Raw genomic sequence first — 17,153 nt, 5'->3', positions numbered from 1 at the left:
GCGCATGGACGCCACACGCCTGAAGCGGATCCCGGTCTTCTCCGAGCTGGACGACGAGGCCCTGGACCACATCGCCGCGTTGGCGGCCGAGGTGTCGGTCCCGGCCGGCAAGGAGCTGGTCCGCGAGGGCGACTACTCCTACGACGTGCTCGCCATCGAGGAGGGCAACGCGTCGGTCGAGCGCTCCGGCGAGCGGATCGCCGAGCTCGGGCCGGGCGACATCATCGGCGAGATGGGCGTCCTGGAGCGCTCGCAGCGCAACGCGACGGTCGTCGCGACGTCGCCGATGGTGCTCGTGACGCTGACGTCCTGGGACATCCGCAAGCTGCGCAAGTCGACGCCCGCGGTGGTCGACCACCTGCGGTCGTTGGTGGAGCAACGCAAGGAGCACGCCTGACGCTCGCCCAGAGGGCGAGGTCAGGTCGCGGGTGGGCGGGCCGAAAGGCCTAGGCTTGGTCGCATGGCCGAGCCCGCAGTCGTCGAGATCAAGGTGCGCGACGACGGGCCGTACAAGGTCACCGGACCGGTGCGGCTCGTCGACGCGGAGGGTGGGGAGCTGGCGCTTCCGGACGACGGGCGGCCGATCGTGCTGTGCCGCTGCGGGCACTCGCACACCAAGCCGTTCTGCGACGCCGCGCACAAGAGCAGCGGCTTCGAGTCGTGCGTCCGGGCGGCGCGGGCGTGAGCGGCGAGTCGACGCGGGTCGTCCACGCGGGGCTGGCGCCCGCCGAGCACGGGGCGCCGTTCCTGCGCGGCCCGTCCTTCCAGGCGGCGCCGCACTGGGTCGGCGAGATGGGCCCCGGCGGCTACGGGCGCATGGGCAACCCGACGTGGACGGCCTACGAGTCGGCTTTGACCGCGCTGGAGGGCGGCGACGCCCTGGTCTTCGCCTCCGGCATGGCCGCGGTCGCGGCGGTGCTGCTGCCGGTGCTGAAGGCCGGCGACGTGCTCGTCGTGCCGCGGGACGGCTACCCGGGCGTGCGCGCGGTCGCCGGCGACCACCTGGCGCCGCACGGCGTCGAGGTCCGGTTCGTGGACTCCTCGACCGAGGCGTTCCTGGCGGCCGGGCAGGACGCGACGGCGGTCTTCGTCGAGACCCCGTCCAACCCGGGGCTGGAGCTGGTCGACGTGGAGGCGCTCGCGGCGCTCCCGGGCAAGCTGGTGGTCGACGGGACGCTCGCGACGCCGCTGCGCCAGCGGGCGCTGGACCTCGGCGCCGACGTCGTGGTCGCCAGCGCGTCGAAGCACCTCACCGGTCACAGCGACCTCGTGCTCGGCTACGCGGCCACACGCGACGGCGAGTGGCTGGAGGCGATGCGCGGCTGGCGGACGGTCGCCGGCGCGATCCCGGGACCGTTCGAGGTCTGGCTGGCCCACCGGTCGCTGCCGACGCTCGCGGTCCGGCTGGAGCGCCAGGAGGCCAACGCGCGCGCGTTGTTGTCCGCCTTGCCGTCCGAGCTGGACGCGCGCTACCCGGGCTTCGGCTCCGTGCTGACCTTCGTGCTGGAGAGCGCCGACGCCGCCCAGGCGTTCCTGTCGCGCTGCCGCCTGGTCGCCGAGGCCACCTCCTTCGGCGGCGTCCACTCGATGGCCGAGCGCCGCGACCGCTGGGGCACCGACGACGTGCCCCCGGGCCTCATCCGCTTCAGCACCGGCATCGAGGACGCCGAGGACCTGGTGGCCGACGTCCTCGCCGCGCTCGGCTGACGCGGGTCACTCCGAACGTCGCATCGACGTCGAAGGTGACCCGCGACCCCTGGCGCGGCCTCCGATAGCGTCGCGTCCATGGGACGCCGTCAGAGCTACACGCCGGGCACGCCGTGCTGGGTGGACCTCACGACCCCCGACGTGGAGGGAGCGATCGCGTTCTACGGCGCGGTGCACGGGTGGACGGCGCGGGAGGTCCTGCCCGGCGCCTACTGGTACCTCGAGCGCGACGGCGCCGTGGTCGCCGGGCTGTCGGCGCTCAACGAGCAGCAGCGCGACGCGGGGATGCCGCCCGCCTGGTCGATGTACGTCAACGTGCCGGACGTGGGGGAGGCGGCCGCGCGGGCCGAGGCCCTCGGCGGCGCCGTGGCGTTCGGGCCCACGCCGATCCCGGACGTCGGGACGATGGCGGCGGTCGCCGACCCCCAGGGCGGCGTCACGCTGCTGTGGCAGGCGGGCGGCTTCGCGGGCGCGGAGGTCGTCAACGAGGTCGGCGCCTGGTGCTGGGACGACCTCCAGACCGGCGATCCCGAGGCCGCGGCGCCGTTCTACGAGGGCCTGTTCGGGTGGTCGGTCACCGACGTCCCGGGCGCGGGCGGCGCGTACCGCTCGATCGGTCACGAGGGCCGCGCCATCGCCGGGATCATGCGCGCCGCGCGCCCGATCGATCGGCCGTACTGGACGGTCTACGTCGGCGTCGAGGACGTGGACGCCGCGCTGCGGCGCTCCGCCGACGCCGGCGGCCGCGTGATCGTCGAGCCGATGTCGGTGCCCTCCGGACGCTTCGCCGTGGGCCTGGACCCGCAGGGCGCGATGTTCTGCGTCCTCGAGTCGACGCGGTACGACGACTGAGCGCCGGCCGCTGCTCGTCCTCGCGCTGAAGCTCGCGATGGCGCCGGCGTTCGTCGTCGGCGCCTCGGTCACCGCGCGCCGCTTCGGCCCGCGCGTGGGCGGCCTGGTGGGCGGGCTGCCGGTCGTCGGCGGCCCGATCCTGCTGGTGCTGGCGATCGTCCACGACGCGCCGTTCGCCCGCCACGCGGCGAGCGCGTCGTTGTTGGGGTTGATCTCGCTGGCGGCGTTCGCGTCGACCTATGGCGCGGTCGCCGTGCGCCGGGCGTGGCCGGTCGCGCTGCTCGCCGCGTGGGCGGCCTTCGCGCTCGGGACGCTGGCCTTCGCGGGCCTGACGCGCGTCGTCGACGTCCCGCCGACCGTCGCCCTGCTCGCCGCCTGCGCGTCGTTCCCGCTCGCCGCGCGCGCCCTGCCGGAGGTGGCGGCGCCGTCCTCCGCGCCGCCGCCGACCCCGCCCGCCTGGGACCTCCCGGTCCGCGCCGCCTGCGCCGCCGTCCTCGTCCTCGCGGTGACCGGCATCTCCGCCGCCGTCGGCTCGCGCGTCTCCGGGCTGATCGCGCCCGCGCCGATCATCACGTCGATCCTCGCCGCCTTCACGCAGGCCCAGGCGGGCGCGCCCACCGCCGTCGCGCTCCTGCGCGGGATGCTCAGCGGCTTCTTCGCGTTCGCGGCGTTCTGCTGGACGGCCGCCGTGCTGCTGGCCCACGTGCCGACCAGCGTCGCCTTCGCCCTGGCCGCCCTGGTCGCGCTCGTCGTCGGCGCGCTGCGCACGCTCGCCGCCGGCCGAGCCTAGATGGCACGGGGCGGATCCATCGGGTCCCGTCCCTACCCTCGCTGATCCCGAATGCCGAAGCCCGCCACGATCCACGTCTGCTCCGAATGCGGCCACGCCGAGGCGCGCTGGCACGGCCAGTGCCCGGGCTGCGGGGCCTGGAACACGCTCGTGGAGGAGCGCGCGCCGTCGGCGCCCGCCGGCCGCGGCGGCGCGGCCGCGCGGCGCGGTGGCGCGGGCGGCGCCGCGGCGCCCGCCCCCGTCGCGCTGCGCGACGTCCAGGCGTCCGCGGTCGCCCGCCTGTCCACCGGCATCGGCGAGCTGGACCGCGTCCTCGGCGGCGGCCTCGTGCCCGGCTCGCTCGTCCTGCTCGGCGGCTCGCCGGGCATCGGCAAGTCGACGCTCACCGGCATGGCGATGGGCAACCTCACCGGCGCCGGCCGCGCCACGCTCTACGTCTCGGGCGAGGAGTCCGCCGCGCAGATCCGCCTGCGCCACGAGCGCCTGGAGCACGCGCGGTGCCAGGCGCTGGACGTGCCGGTCCTGGCCGAGACCGACCTCGACGCCGTGCTGGCGACGATCGAGCACCACCGCCCCGAGGTCTGCGTCATCGACTCCGTGCAGACCCTGCACTGCTCCGACCTGACCGGCGCGCCCGGCTCGGTCGGCCAGGTGCGCGAGGTCGCCGCGCGGCTCATGCGCGCCGCGAAGGCCGCGCAGACGACGGTCGTGCTCGTCGGCCACGTCACCAAGGAGGGCTCGATCGCCGGCCCGCGCGTGCTGGAGCACCTCGTCGACTGCGTCCTGCAGTTCGAGGGCGAGCGCGAACGCACCTACCGGACCCTCAGGGCGCTGAAGAACCGCTTCGGCTCGACCTCGGAGACCGGCGTCTTCGAGATGAAGCAGGGCGGCCTGGTCGAGGTCCTGGACCCGAGCGCCCGCTTCGTGGGGGAGGCCACCGGCAAGCCGGGCTCGGTCGTGCTGGCCGCCATGGAGGGCTCGCGGCCGCTGCTGGTGGAGGTCCAGGCGCTGGTCTCGCCGTCCGAGATCGTCCCGCCCCGCCGCGTCGTCACCGGCATCGACCGCAACCGCCTCGCGCTCGTCCTCGCCGTGCTGTCGCGCCACGCCAACGTCAACACGGGATCCGCGGACGTCTTCGTCAACGTGGTCGGCGGCGTGCGCATCGACGAGCCCGGCGCGGACCTCGCGGTCGCGCTGGCCGTCGCCTCCGCCCAGCGCGGCGTCGCCCTGGGCGCCGAGCGCAAGCCGCTGGCCTGCTTCGGCGAGCTCGGCCTGACCGGCGAGCTGCGCACGGTCGCCCATCCCGAGCGCCGCGTCGAAGAGTCCACGAAGTTCGGCCTCGGCGATCCCGTCCACCCGGGCAGCGCCCGGACGCTGCGCCACGCGCTGAAGGCCGCGTTCTCCACGGCTTCCGAGCCCGTGGCCGCCTGATCGGGGCCCGGACCTGGCCGACTGGCCAGTTCGTCCAAACGTGCCCACCCCGGTAAGGCCGATCTAAAGGAGCCCTGGTAGAATCGTTGTGATGGCGCAGCGATCCGGGGATGAGCTCAACGAGCTCGAGAGCCGTCAGGAGCCCCGGCTCGTCAAGGCGCTGGAGATGGTCGCTCCTGGCACCGCGCTGCGCGAGGGCCTCGACAACATCCTCCACGCGCACACGGGCGGGCTGCTCGTCATCGGCGATCACGACGAGCTGAGCTTCCTGTTCTCCGGGGGCATCAAGCTCGACGTCGACTACACGCCCGCGCTGCTCTACCAGGTGGCCAAGATGGACGGGGGCATCGTCCTCAACGCCAACGCCACCAAGATCGCGATGGCCAACGTCCAGCTGACGCCGGACCCGACGGTCCTGACGCTGGAGACCGGCACGCGCCACCGCACGGCCGAGCGCGTGTCCAAGCAGACCGACGCGATCGTCATCGCGATCTCCCAGCGGCGCGAGGTCGTCAGCCTCTACGTCGACGGCGCGAAGTACATCCTCGAGGACATCCCGGTCGTGCTCGCCAAGGCCAACCAGGCCCTGGCCACGCTGGACAAGTACCGCACGCGCCTCGACCAGGTCTCCACGCGCCTCACCGCGCTGGAGTTCGAGGGCGGCGCGACGCTCCACGACGTGCTCACCGTCCTGCAGCGCTCCGAGCTGGTCACCCGCATGGCCGTCGAGATCGAGCGCTACATCGTGGAGCTGGGCACCGAGGGCCGCCTCATCGAGATGCAGCTCGAGGAGGTCATGGTCGGCGTCGCCGCCGACAAGGCCGCGCTCATCCACGACTACCTCGCGGCGGACTCCGACGAGACGTTCGCCGCCGCGCTCGACCAGCTCGGGCGCATGCCCCATCAGGATCTGCTCGATTTCGGCCGCCTCGCCGAGCTGATGGGCTACGACCGCAAGCTGAACACCCTCGACTACCCCGTCTCGCCGCGGGGCTTCCGGATCCTGGGCCGCGTCCCGCGCCTGCCGAAGCTCGTCGTGGCGCAGATCGTGAAGGAGTTCGGGGGCCTCGACGAGCTGCTCGCCGCGACGGACGCGGAGCTGGAGACCGTCGAGGGCGTCGGAGAGATTCGGGCGAAGGACATCCGCGAGGGCCTTCGCCGGTTGCAGGAGATCAACCTCGTCGATCGGTACCTGCAGACCTGATCGGGCCCCCAGAAAAGGGCCCGGACGGAACACCGCGGTCGCACGTCTCCCCGGCGTGTGGCCCAAGCCAAGGAGGACCATCATTCCCGGTAGCACCGAAGAGCAGATCGTGGAAGACCTGGACATCGAGGTCGAGATCGTCAACATCGAGTTCGAGATCGGCGACAACGTCGTCTACCCCCACCACGGGGCGGGGCAGGTCCTCAAGAAGGAACTCAAGAAGATGTTCGGTGAGGAGCGCGAGTACCTCACCATCAAGATCCTGCACAACGACATGACGGTCATGGTGCCCTGCGAGAACGCGGGCGTCGCGGGCCTCCGTCGCGTCATCGACGAGGAGACCGTCAAGAAGGTCCTCGCCGTCCTGCAGGACGACATCTCCGAGATGCCCAAGAACTGGAATCGCCGGTTCAAGCACAACCGCGACAAGATCAAGACGGGCGACATCTACGAGCTGGCGGAGGTCGTGCGCAACCTGGCGATCCGCGAGCACGACAAGGGCCTGTCGACCGGCGAGAAGCAGATGTTCACGCGGGCCAAGAAGATCCTGGCCTCGGAGCTGATGTACGCGCTGGAGAAGTCCGAGGACGAGGCCGAGGCCTACCTCGACGACCTCCTGACGTCGTCGGCCGAGCGCCTGGCCGCCGCGAAGTAGGAACCTGATGTCAGCGGTCGCGCTCGTCGTGGCCGCCGGACGTGGCGAACGCCTTGGGTCCTCCGGTCCCAAGGCGTTCGTCATGTGTGGGGGACGTCCGCTGCTGGAGTGGTCGATCGACGCCCTCAAGGCGGTCCCGGAGATCTCCCACATCGTGGTGGCCACGCCCGCGGGCGTCGAGCCGCCCGCCGGCACGTCCGGCGTGTTCGGCGGGCAGGAGCGCTCGCACTCCGTGCGCGCCGCGCTGCACCACACGCTGGCCGGCGACCCGGTGCTGATCCACGACGCCGCGCGCCCGCTGGTGACGCCGGAGATCATCCGCGCGACGCTCGCCGGCCTGGACGACGAGGCCGACGGCGCGATCGCCGCCGCGCCGCTGGCCGACACGCTCAAGCGCGAGGGGGATCCCGTGGCCGACGGCCGCCCCACCGTGAGCGAGACCGTCGCGCGCGCCGGGCTGTGGGCGATCCAGACGCCGCAGGTCTTCCGCCGCGACATCCTCACCCGCGCGCTGGACCAGCCCCACGACGTGCTCGCGGCCGCGACCGACGACGCGTCGCTGGTCGAGGGCCTGGGCGGGACCGTCCGTCTCGTAGAGTGCCCGCGCGAGAACTTCAAAGTCACGACCCCCGACGACCTCCGCCTGGCCGACCTGCTGCTGCGGAGTCGCTGACTCCCCCCGTGCTGACCGACTACCACGTCCATCTCCGCCCCGACGGCGAGAACACGCCCGCCGCCGAGTACTTCACCGAGGCCAACGCCGAGCGCTACCGCGAGACCGCCGCCGAGCGCGGCATCGCCGAGCTGGGCGTCGCCGAGCACATCTACCGGTTCACCGCCGCGCTGGACGTCTGGCAGCACCCGCTGTGGGTCGAGAACGCCCACGACGACATCGACCGCTACTGCGAGTTCGTCCGCGAGCGCACCGACCTCAAGCTCGGCATCGAGGCCGACTTCATCCCGGGCAAGGACGACAAGATGCGCTCGCTGCTGGAGGCGCGCGACTGGGACTACGTCGTCGGCTCGATCCACTTCCTCGCCGAGGGCGCGCTGGACTACGACCGCTTCGACGTGTGGAACTCGGCGCGCTCGGCCGACCACGTGTGGAAGACGTACTTCACGTGGCTGGGCGAGCTGGCCGCCAGCGGGATGTTCGACATCATGGCCCACCCGGACCTGGTCAAGCACTGGGGCAAGGAGCGCCCGTGGCCCGAGAAGGACCTGCGCTTCTACTACGACATCGCGATGGAGCGGATCGCCGAGTCCGGCATCGCCGTCGAGCTGTCGACCGCCGGGCTGCGCAAGCCGATCGGCGAGATCTACCCCGACCGCGCGTTCCTGGAGATGGTCGTCGACGCGGGCAACCCCATCGCCTTGAGCAGCGACGCGCACACGCCCGAGCAGTTGGGCTATGAGTACGAGCAGGCCATGGAGCTGCTCGACAGCGTGGGCGTCAAGGAGATCGCGGTCTTCGAGCACCGCGCCGTCACGCTGGAGCCGATCGGCCCGTCATGACCGGCGCCGCCGCCATCCGCACCGGCATCGGCTGGGACTCGCACCGCCTGGTATCGGGCCCGCCCACCCGCGCGCTGATCCTCGGCGGCGTGACCATCCCCTATGAGCAGGGGCTGCACGGCCACAGCGACGCCGACGTCCTGACCCACGCCGTCATCGACGCGCTGCTGGGCGCCGCCGGGCTGGACGACATCGGCGCGCTGTTCCCCGACACCGACGCGGCCTACAAGGACGCCGACTCGATCGCGCTGCTGCGCGACGTCGTGGGCCGCGTCGCCGCCGAGGGCTACGCGATCGTCAACGTCGACACGACCGTGGTCATGGAGCGCCCGAAGCTCTCCCCGCACCGCGCCGAGATCCGCGCGACGCTGGCGGCGGCGCTCGGCCTGGGCGACCGCGACGTCAACGTGAAGGCCTCCACCGGCGAGGGCCTGGGCTTCGTCGGGCGCGGCGAGGGCGTCGCCGCGCTCGCCGTGGCCACGCTCAGCGCGGCCGCCTAGCCGCGAACTACCCTTCGTAGCCAGATGCACGGCGACCTCGTCGTCCTCGCGGTGCTGCTGGGCGCCGGGGCCTTCCTGCTGCTGGCCGACCGCACGCAGATCCCGTATCCGATCCTGCTGGTGATCGGCGGCACCGCGCTGGCCTTCGTGCCCGGCGTCAGCGAGTTCGTCCTGGACCCCGACGTCGTGCTGCTCGCGTTCCTGCCGCCGCTGCTCTACGGCGCCGCGTTCTTCACGTCCTTGCAGGACCTGCGGGCCAACTACAAGCCGATCGGCCTGCTCGCCGTCGGCCTCGTGGCGTTCACGACCGTGACCGTCGCGGTCGTCGCCCATCACGTCGTCGGCCTGCCGTGGTCGGCGGCGTTCGTGCTCGGCGCGGTCGTCTCGCCGACCGACCCGGTCGCCGCGACCGAGATCGCGGTGCGCTCGCACGCGCCGCGCCGGCTGGTGACGATCGTCGAGGGCGAGTCGCTCATCAACGACTCGACCGGCCTCATCGCCTACAAGTTCGCGATCGCCGCGGTGCTGACCGGGACGTTCGACGCGTTCGACGCGCTCGGCTCGTTCGTGTGGAGCGCGGTCGCCGGGATCGCGATCGGCGTGGCCGTCGGCTGGGCGGTCGGCGAGCTGCGCCGGCGCCTGGACGACGCGCCGACCGAGACCGCGATCTCGCTGCTGACGCCCTACGTCGCCTACCTGCCGGCGGAGGCGCTGGGCGTCAGCGCCGTGCTGGCCGCCGTCAGCGCCGGCCTGTACCTCGGCTGGCGCTCGCCCGAGCTGGTGACGCCGTCGACGCGCATCCAGCTCGTCGGGTTCTGGGAGCTGCTGACGTTCGGCCTCAACGCCGCGCTGTTCGTGCTCATCGGCCTGCAGCTGTCGACGGTCGTCGACGGCCTGCACGGCTACTCCACCGGCGACCTGATCGGCTACTCGCTGGCGGTCGCCGGGACCGTGCTGGCGACGCGCCTGGCGTTCCTGTTCCCGTTCAACGTGGTCTCGCGCCTGCTCGTCCGGCGGCTGCCGCGTATCCGCAACGCCGCGCACGAGCCCGACCCGCCCGACTACTGGCTGACGCTGTTGTTGGGGTGGTCGGGCATGCGCGGCGCGGTGTCGCTGGCCGTCGCGCTGGCGATCCCGCTGCGGACCGACGCGGGCGCCCCGTTCCCCGGCCGCGACCTGATCATCTTCCTGGCCTACGCGGTGATCCTGATCACCGTGGTCGGCCAGGGCCTCACGCTCGGCAAGCTGATCGACGTCGCCGGCGTCTACGACGACGACGAGACGGTCTTCGAGCAGGAGGCCCGCGCGCGCATCGAGGCCTCCCGCGCCGCCCTCGCCCGCATCGACGAGCTGGAGTCCGAGGAGTGGGTGCGCGAGGCCAGCGCCGACCGCATGCGCCGCGGCTACGAGTTCCGCATCCGCCGCTTCGAGTCGCGCCTCGACGAGGACGACGACGGCGACATCGAGCAGGGCTCCCAGGCCTACCAGCGCCTCCGCCGCGACGTCCTGGCCGCCGAGCGCGCCGCGATCGTCCGCGCCCGCAACCGCGGTGACATCACCGACGACATCATGCGCCGCATCGAGCGCGACATCGACCTGGAGGACGCGCGGCTGGAGATCTAGGCGCGGGCCACGAACGACCGCGCCCCTGAGGGTCCGTGTCGTCTGCCGGTGAATGAGTCACCATCAGACGACACGCGGCGCCCCGGTGCCGCGCCCGCCCCCCGCCCTACGCCGTCCCCAGCTCGGCGCGAAGCTCCTCGACGATCGCCTTCTGGCGGTCGGCGAGGGCCAGCGAGCGCTGGGGCGCGGAGGGGGTGCGCTGTGGTGAGAGGCGCTGTGTGCGCAGGGGCAGCTCGACGGTGAAGAGCGCGCCGCCCTCGGGCGCGTCGCCGACGGCGACGGTGCCGCCGTGCAGCGACACGATCTCGCCGACGATCGCCAGGCCGAGGCCGGTGCCGGCGGAGCGGGCACCGCGGTGGTAGCGCTCGAAGATCGTCTCGCGCAGGTCGACGGGCACGCCGGGGCCGTTGTCGGCGACGTCCAGGACCAGGCGGCCGGAGGCCGTCGACAGCGAGCAGCGCACGACGCCGCCGACCGGCGCGTGGCGGATCGCGTTGGCCATGAGGTTGCTGACGACCGAGACGAGCTTCTCCTCGTCGGCGATCGCCGCGAGGCGGTCGGGCAGGTCGAGGCGCAGGTCCAGCGCGCGCTGGGCGGCCAGCTCGCCGAAGCCCTCCACGCACGTGCGCACGATCGCGGCCGCGTCGACGACCGCGGCCTCGAGCTGGTGGTCGGCGCTCTCCAGGCGCGCGACGAGCATCAGGTCCTGGACCCGGCGCAGCATGGTGTAGGCGTTGGCGCGGATGCGCGCGACGTCCTCGGCGTCCTCGGGCGCGAGGCGGCCGCTGTCCTCCAGGCGCGAGCAGAGCGCGAGCGTGATCGACAGCGGCGTCTTCAGCTCGTGGCCGACGTCGGCCAGCCGCTGGCGCGGGTCGGCGGCGGCCACGGGCTCGGCGCTGGGCTCCGCGATGGCGTCGTCGGCCGCGCTCTGGGCGCGGCTGCGCCACCAGCGCGAAGGCGGCCGTCGGCGATCGTCGGCCGTCGCGCCGTGGCCGTCCTGGTCCACGTCAGCTTCGGAGCTCACCTTGTCAATCCCCAGTTCCGTACGACATCGTGTCCTCCGGAAACCTGCTCGATCATTGAATCGGCAGATGGCGGCGAGCCCTGGGGGAACTTCCTGCCCCACGCACCGACAGCGACCTCCCTCGCCGGTGCGTATGCAAGTCACCCGCGTGCCGCTTGGGAACTCTCGTAGCTTTCCGGGCGCACGGATCGCCGGCAGGAGAGCCCACGACTGTGCAACGCCGCGTGGCCCGGGAACGCACCGGACGGTCCGTGCCTGGCGGCGCGTGGCCGCGTGGCGGTTCCCTCCAATCCCCAGGGAACCGCCTGCGCGGTCACAAAAACGCTTTTGCCCGTCGAAGGTCGGCGAGCGTTGGGCCGCCACGATTGACCGTTTTCCTGCCTGGGGGGCGAAAAATACCCCACGCGGGTGAGCTCTTTGCTCTTTTCTATCGTTCTCCGGTGACGGAGATCGCCGGTTGGGGACGAGACCGGGAAGGGCTCATTGGGGATGGATTTCAAGGTTGACGGGGACGCGCCGCTGCGCGTCATCGTGGCGGACGACGATCCGCTGGCTCGTCGCATGCTGCGCGACGTCCTGCAGCAGTCGGGCATCACCGTGATCGCCGAGGCCGGCTCCGGTCGCGAGGCGGTCGAGCTGACGGCGTACTACACGCCCGACGTCGTCGTGATGGACCTCATCATGCCCGGCATGGACGGCCTGGCGGCGATGGGCGAGATCCGCCGCGCCGCGCCGGACGTGCGCGTGGTGATCCTCACCTCCTCGGACGACGACGAGGTCGGGCTCATGACGCTGCGCGCGGGGGCCTCCGGGTTCCTGTGCAAGAACGTGGGGATCGACGCGCTGCCGCGCGCGCTGCGCTGCGCGAAGAACGGCGAGGCCGTCATCACGCGCCGCCTGACCATGCGCCTCATCGAGGACCTCCGCATGGTCCGGACCGACAGCGCCGGGATGCGCCCGATCCAGAGCAAGCTGACGTCGCGCGAGTGGGAGGTGCTGGACCTGCTCTGCCAGGACCTCTCCACGGACGAGATCGCCGACCGCCTCGTCGTGTCGGTCGAGACCGTGCGGTCGCACGTCAAGAACGTCCTGCGCAAGCTCGAGGTGCGTTCGCGCCGCGACGCGGTCGCCGCCGCGTCGCGCCTGCGGGCGGGCATGCTCGAGGACGGGCTCCCGGCGGAGGAATGACCGGCGAGGACCCTGCGTCGGCGGCGTCGCTCGCCGCTCGGCAGGACGGCCTCGAGCACTTCGCGGCCCTGGCCGCCCACCAGCTCGGCGAGGCGATCGCGCTCATGCGCGGCGCCGCCGTCGTGCTGGAGCAGCAGGCCGGGGTCAACCTCGGCCCCGGCGGGCAGGACGCCCTGCGCGCGCTGAACGCCGGCGGGGACCGCGCCCAGCGCTACGTCGACGACCTGCTCGACATCGTGCGCGCCACCGGCGAGCCCGAGGATCCCGGGACCTCGGACCTCGACGCCGCCTTCGACGCGGCGGCCGCCGACCTCCGCGTCTTCCTGGACCGCGTCCCGGTCCACGTGCAGCGCGAGCCGCTGCCGCGGGTCGCGCTGCCCGAGCGCGACGCGCAGCGGATCTTCACGCACCTGCTGCGCAGCGCGCTGTCGGCGGGCGCCTCGCGCCTGGGCGTCACCGGCCGCGTGGAGGCCGGCGACGCGATCGTCGACCTCTACGACAACGGCACGCCCGTGCGCGAGGTCGACCCGTCCACGCACCCGTTCGAGCCGTTCGCGCGCCCGCGCGGCCGCGGCCCGCTGGTCGGCGCGGGCGTCAGCCTCCCGCTCTCGCGGCGGCTGGTCGAGCGCGCGGGCGGCCGGATCGCGATGGAGGTCCGCGACGACGGCGCGACGATCGTCACCGTCGAGCTGCCGGCCGCGGACGCCGACGCCGACGTCGACGCCGTGCCCGCGGCCCCGGCGGGCGGGCCATGAGCGCCGCCGCGCCGCTGCGCGTCCTGCTCGCCGACGACGCCGCCGAGATGCGCGCGCTGCTGCGGTGGGCGCTGCTGCGCGACGACGGCGCGATCGACGTGGTCGGCGAGGTCGCCGACGGCGAGGCCGTGCTGGCCGGCGTGCGCGAGCTGGCCCCCGACGTCGTCGTCCTCGACCTCCAGATGCCGGGCCCGCCGCCCGGCGAGCTGCTGCGCGCGGTGGCGGGGACCGGCGTCCCGATCGTCACCTTCAGCGGCTTCGAGCCCGACCTGGTCGTGCCCGACGAGGCCGGCCTCGTCACGCTGCACATCCCCAAGACCACCGACCTGCCCCTCGTGCGCCAGTCGATCCTGGAGGTCGCGCGCGGCGGCGGGGACCGCAATACTTAGAAGATCGTCGCGAACGGAGGACTCCAGGCACGGCAGCCCGCCCGCGTCGTCGTGGTCGACGACGACGAGGCCCTGCGCGGACGCCTGCGCGCGGCGCTGCAGGAGGCCGGCCTGACCGTCATCGCCGAGGCCGACAACGGCCGCGACGCGATCGAGCTGGCCGCCCACTACAAGCCCGACGTCATGACGATGGACGTCGTCATGGCCAACATCGACGGCCTCTCGGCCACGCGCCAGATCGTCGCGCGGGCGCCGAGCGTCCGCATCCTGCTGCTCACCGCCAGCGACGACGTCGACCTCGGCATGGTCGGCCTGCGCGCCGGCGCCTCCGGCCACCAGGTCAAGGGCGCGCCGGTCGAGGAGGTGGTGGAGTCGGTGCGCCGGCTGGCCGCCGGCGAGCCGGTCGTCGGCCCCGACCTGACCTGGCGGCTGATCGAGTCGCTGCGCCAGCTGCCCGTCGGCGGCCAGGGCGTGCGGCCCGTGCGCTCCAAGCTCACCCCGCGCGAGTGGGAGGTGCTCGACCTGCTCTGCGCCGGGCGCTCGGTCGACCAGATCTCCGACGACCTCGTGCTCGCGCGCGACACCGTCCGCACGCACGTCAAGCGCATCCTGCGCAAGCTCGGCGCGCACTCGCAGGCCGAGGCGATCTCGATCGCCAACGGGATCCGCGCGACGTTCGCCGCGTCGGGCGGCGAGGCCCCCGAAGAGCCCTAACAGCGGTCGCCCGCGGGACCGCTCCGGGGCGGTCGCGCCGGATGAGCGGCACCGTGCCACCAAAGGGGTCCCTAGCCCCACGTCCAGGGCGCCTGGGGGAGGGACCTCACCCACGTCGTTGGCTCATCTGCCCCACGCGGTGAGCAGAACATCACCGGTTCGCCTACCTGGATATCCCCTGCCAAAGACCAGGCCCGAGTCGGAGCATTTCGGCTGTACCGAAAGGAGGGCCGCAGAGGTGCAGGAAGCACGCTTCGGCCTCCACTACTGCCAAAGACGGCACGGGGTGAAGATGATGGGGATTGCAGCAGGGCGCAGGACGGACGCCACGGAGGATCTCCGATGATGCGCGTCGTGATCGTCGCCGACGGGCAGTTGGCGGCGGAGTCGGTTCGGGGCTGCCTGCAGTCCGTGCCGAGCATGCGGGTCGTGGGCTTCCTCGACGGCCGCCGCCCGTGGGACGACACGCTGTCGCTCGTCGACCACGACCTGGTCGTCGTCTACGCCGACACGCCGCACTCGCCCAGCGCCGGCGTGCTGGCCAACGTGCGCCGCGCCACGGAGGGCAAGATCATCCTGCTCACCGGCGACATGGACACGGCCTGGCTGCACGAGGCCCACGACCGCGGCGTCGACGCCGTCGTGTCGGTGAGCGTCGGCACCGCCGGCATCGGCCAGCTGATCCGCCAGCTCGCGCTCGGCGCCGTCTACCACCCGCTGACCGCGCCGCGGCCCGTCGCGACCGAGGACCCGCGCCACTCCGACCTGACGACCCGCGAGCTGGAGATCCTGCGGCTCGTCGCCGCGGGCGCTTCCAACGGCCAGGTCGCGATGGAGCTGTGGGTGACCGAGCAGACGGTCAAGTTCCACCTCTCCAACACCTACCGCAAGCTCGGCGTGGCCAACCGCACCGAGGCCGCGCACTACGCGCACACCCACGGACTGCTCGAGACGCCCGAGCAGGACCGCCGGCTCGCCGTGGTGGCCGCATGAGCGTCGCCGTCAAGGACGGGCTGAAGGTCCGCGCCGACCGCCTCGACTCCGAGCGCGCCCCGGGCTCGTTCCGCGCCAAGACGTCGCTGGACGAGAGCGCCACGACCAAGCCGCTGGTCTCGGCCGCCGTCGCGCGCGCCAAGCAGGGCGACCGCGAGGCCGTGCGCTTCCTGTACCTGCGCTACGCCGACAACGTCTACGGCTACGTCCGCTCGATCGTCCGCGACGAGTACGAGGCCGAGGACGTCACCCAGCAGGTCTTCACCAAGCTGATGGTCGTCATCGGCAAGTACGAGCAGCGCTCCGTGCCGTTCTCGGCGTGGATCCTGCGCCTGGCCCACAACGCGGCGATCGACCACGTGCGCAAGCGCCGCGCGGTCCCGGCCGCCGAGGTCTACGGCGCCGACGAGCGCGTGCCTGAGGGCAACGAGGACCGCTCGCGCGAGCTGCGCCTGGCCCTCGCCGACCTGCCCGACGAGCAGCGCGACGTCATCGTCCTGCGCCACCTCGTCGGCCTGTCGCCGACCGAGATCGCCGGCCGGATGGGCAAGACCGAGCCGTCCGTGCACGGGCTGCACCATCGCGGCCGCGCCGCGCTGCGGACCGCCCTGGTCGAGCGCGGCTGCGCTCCGACGACCGCGACCGCCGTGAGGACCGCCGCATGACCATGACCGACGACACCCAGACGCTCGAGCGCATCCCGACGACCAAGCTGGACCCCGCCGACCCGGCCCTCATGGAGGAGCTGTTGGCGGTCGTCGAGCGCGTCGCGCGCCAGGGCGCCTTCACGATGGGCTCCGAGCTGGAGGCCTTCGAGCAGGAGTTCGCCGAGTACTGCGGCGCGCCCTACGCCGTCGGCGTCTCGTCCGGCACCGAGGCCCTCGTGCTGGCCCTCAAGGGCCTGGGCATCGGCGCCGGCGACGAGGTGATCCTCCCGACCAACTCGTTCATCGCCACCGCCGAGGCCGTCAGCCTCGCCGGAGCGCGCCCCGTGCTGGTCGACGTCGACCCCGCCACGCACCTGATCGCCGCGGCGGCGGTCGAGGAGGCCATCGGCCCCAAGACCCGCGCGGTCATCCCCGTGCACCTGATGGGCTCGACCGTCGACATGAAGGCCTTGCTCGAGGTGACCGAGCCCGCCGGGCTGAAGGTCATCGAGGACACCGCGCAGGCGCACGGCGCGTTCATCGGCGGGCAGCGCGTCGGCACGTTCGGCGACGTCGGCTGCTTCTCGTTCTACCCCACCAAGAACCTTGGCGGCTGGGGCGACGGCGGCGGGATCGTCACGTCCGACAAGGCCGTGGCCGACCGCATCCGCCTGCTGCGCTCGCACGGCGAGCAGCCGCGCTACCACCACAAGATCGTCGGGACGACCGCCCGCCTCGACGCCCTCCAGGCCGCCCTGCTGCGCGTCAAGCTGCGTAGGCTCGACGGCTGGAACGACGACCGCCGCCGTCTCGGCGCCGCGCTGCGCGCGGGCCTGGAGGGCACCAGCGTGGAGCTTCCGTCGCCCGCCACGGCCGACGGCGACCACGTCTACCACCTGTTCATCGTGCGCACGCCAGATCGGGAGGCGCTGCGCCGGCACCTGGACGCCCACGGGATCGCCTCGGCGGTTCACTACCCCTTCCCGATCCACCGCACGGAGGCCTACGCCGAGCTCGGGATGAGCGAGGGCAGCCTTCCGGTGGCCGAGCGGCTCGCGGAGGAGATCCTCACGCTGCCGCTGTTCCCCACGATGTCCGACCAGGACGTCTCGCGCATCGTCGAAGCGGTGCGTGCGTTCGGCAGCGACCACTGATGGAGGCTCGAC

20 protein-coding genes are annotated in these 17,153 nt (G+C 72.9%); 19 read left to right on the top strand and 1 reads right to left on the bottom strand.

The features are described from left to right. Nucleotides 1–4: 4 nt before the first annotated feature. The 12 genes from VFG42_RS15890 to VFG42_RS15835 all read left to right on the top strand — a co-directional run bounded on the left by VFG42_RS15890 (nt 5) and on the right by VFG42_RS15835 (nt 10,277). On the top strand, nt 5–397 hold the full coding sequence (locus VFG42_RS15890) for a cyclic nucleotide-binding domain-containing protein (protein WP_324909738.1): 393 nt from the start codon (nt 5–7) through the stop codon (nt 395–397). A 63-nt stretch (nt 398–460) separates the two neighbouring features. Continuing rightward, a complete protein-coding gene (locus VFG42_RS15885; RefSeq protein ID WP_324909737.1) occupies nt 461–685 on the top strand; it encodes a CDGSH iron-sulfur domain-containing protein in 225 nt (74 codons plus the stop codon). Beyond that, complete coding sequence (locus tag VFG42_RS15880; protein WP_324909736.1) at nt 682–1,707, top strand: PLP-dependent transferase; 1,026 nt, start codon at nt 682–684, stop codon at nt 1,705–1,707. The genes VFG42_RS15885 and VFG42_RS15880 overlap by 4 nt, the downstream gene beginning before the upstream one ends. 78 nt (nt 1,708–1,785) lie before the next feature. Next, a complete protein-coding gene (locus VFG42_RS15875; RefSeq protein ID WP_324909735.1) occupies nt 1,786–2,559 on the top strand; it encodes a VOC family protein in 774 nt (257 codons plus the stop codon). A 37-nt stretch (nt 2,560–2,596) separates the two neighbouring features. Further along, complete coding sequence (locus tag VFG42_RS15870) at nt 2,597–3,349, top strand: hypothetical protein (protein WP_324909734.1); 753 nt, start codon at nt 2,597–2,599, stop codon at nt 3,347–3,349. 51 nt (nt 3,350–3,400) lie between these two features. Further along, the gene (radA, locus tag VFG42_RS15865; protein WP_324909733.1) at nt 3,401–4,780 is read left to right on the top strand and encodes a DNA repair protein RadA; all 1,380 of its coding nucleotides are present in this window, start codon (nt 3,401–3,403) and stop codon (nt 4,778–4,780) included. Nucleotides 4,781–4,871: 91 nt separating this feature from the next. Continuing rightward, a complete protein-coding gene (gene disA / locus VFG42_RS15860) occupies nt 4,872–5,984 on the top strand; it encodes a DNA integrity scanning diadenylate cyclase DisA (protein WP_324909732.1) in 1,113 nt (370 codons plus the stop codon). Between the two features lie 109 nt (nt 5,985–6,093). Next, nucleotides 6,094–6,639 carry a CarD family transcriptional regulator gene (locus VFG42_RS15855; protein WP_324909731.1) on the top strand — a complete coding sequence of 182 codons (546 nt, stop codon included), beginning with the start codon at nt 6,094–6,096 and terminating at the stop codon, nt 6,637–6,639. 7 nt (nt 6,640–6,646) lie between these two features. Further along, entirely contained in the window at nt 6,647–7,312 is a 666-nt protein-coding gene (gene ispD, locus VFG42_RS15850; protein WP_324909730.1) for a 2-C-methyl-D-erythritol 4-phosphate cytidylyltransferase, read from the top strand. A gap of 8 nt (nt 7,313–7,320) precedes the next feature. Next, complete coding sequence (locus tag VFG42_RS15845) at nt 7,321–8,154, top strand: histidinol-phosphatase (RefSeq protein WP_324909729.1); 834 nt, start codon at nt 7,321–7,323, stop codon at nt 8,152–8,154. Continuing rightward, nucleotides 8,151–8,654, top strand: a complete 504-nt coding sequence (gene ispF / locus VFG42_RS15840; protein WP_324909728.1) for a 2-C-methyl-D-erythritol 2,4-cyclodiphosphate synthase — start codon at nt 8,151–8,153, stop codon at nt 8,652–8,654. The genes VFG42_RS15845 and ispF overlap by 4 nt, the downstream gene beginning before the upstream one ends. A 24-nt stretch (nt 8,655–8,678) precedes the next feature. Next, a complete protein-coding gene (locus VFG42_RS15835; RefSeq protein WP_324909727.1) occupies nt 8,679–10,277 on the top strand; it encodes a Na+/H+ antiporter in 1,599 nt (532 codons plus the stop codon). A gap of 106 nt (nt 10,278–10,383) precedes the next feature. Here the strand turns inward: VFG42_RS15835 and VFG42_RS15830 are convergent, their stop codons facing one another. Next, nucleotides 10,384–11,301 (bottom strand): HAMP domain-containing sensor histidine kinase, encoded by a 918-nt coding sequence (locus VFG42_RS15830; protein WP_324909726.1) that lies wholly within the window; start codon nt 11,299–11,301, stop codon nt 10,384–10,386. 489 nt (nt 11,302–11,790) lie between these two features. Between VFG42_RS15830 and VFG42_RS15825 the strand changes: the two genes are divergently transcribed. The 7 genes from VFG42_RS15825 to VFG42_RS15795 all read left to right on the top strand — a co-directional run bounded on the left by VFG42_RS15825 (nt 11,791) and on the right by VFG42_RS15795 (nt 17,141). Next, nucleotides 11,791–12,489 carry a response regulator transcription factor gene (locus VFG42_RS15825; RefSeq protein ID WP_324909725.1) on the top strand — a complete coding sequence of 233 codons (699 nt, stop codon included), beginning with the start codon at nt 11,791–11,793 and terminating at the stop codon, nt 12,487–12,489. Beyond that, nucleotides 12,486–13,244 (top strand): HAMP domain-containing sensor histidine kinase, encoded by a 759-nt coding sequence (locus tag VFG42_RS15820; protein ID WP_324909724.1) that lies wholly within the window; start codon nt 12,486–12,488, stop codon nt 13,242–13,244. Before VFG42_RS15825 ends, VFG42_RS15820 begins: the two co-directional genes overlap by 4 nt. Continuing rightward, nucleotides 13,241–13,633 carry a response regulator gene (locus VFG42_RS15815; RefSeq protein WP_324909723.1) on the top strand — a complete coding sequence of 131 codons (393 nt, stop codon included), beginning with the start codon at nt 13,241–13,243 and terminating at the stop codon, nt 13,631–13,633. The genes VFG42_RS15820 and VFG42_RS15815 overlap by 4 nt, the downstream gene beginning before the upstream one ends. 51 nt (nt 13,634–13,684) lie before the next feature. Continuing rightward, nucleotides 13,685–14,347: a response regulator transcription factor gene (locus VFG42_RS15810; RefSeq protein WP_324909721.1), complete on the top strand. Its 663-nt coding sequence runs from the start codon at nt 13,685–13,687 to the stop codon at nt 14,345–14,347. Nucleotides 14,348–14,692: 345 nt separating this feature from the next. Continuing rightward, nucleotides 14,693–15,340, top strand: a complete 648-nt coding sequence (locus tag VFG42_RS15805; protein ID WP_324909720.1) for a response regulator transcription factor — start codon at nt 14,693–14,695, stop codon at nt 15,338–15,340. Beyond that, nucleotides 15,337–16,005, top strand: coding sequence for a sigma-70 family RNA polymerase sigma factor (locus tag VFG42_RS15800; protein WP_324909719.1), 669 nt, complete (start codon nt 15,337–15,339; stop codon nt 16,003–16,005). The genes VFG42_RS15805 and VFG42_RS15800 overlap by 4 nt, the downstream gene beginning before the upstream one ends. Then, nucleotides 16,002–17,141 carry a DegT/DnrJ/EryC1/StrS family aminotransferase gene (locus VFG42_RS15795; RefSeq protein ID WP_324909718.1) on the top strand — a complete coding sequence of 380 codons (1,140 nt, stop codon included), beginning with the start codon at nt 16,002–16,004 and terminating at the stop codon, nt 17,139–17,141. The genes VFG42_RS15800 and VFG42_RS15795 overlap by 4 nt, the downstream gene beginning before the upstream one ends. Nucleotides 17,142–17,153: the final 12 nt, after the last annotated feature.

This window comes from Baekduia sp., from assembly GCF_035685985.1.
Classification (GTDB): domain Bacteria; phylum Actinomycetota; class Thermoleophilia; order Solirubrobacterales; family Solirubrobacteraceae; genus Baekduia.
The sequence above is the reverse complement of the archived record's forward strand: the minus strand, read 5'-3'. Positions and strand labels throughout refer to the sequence as shown.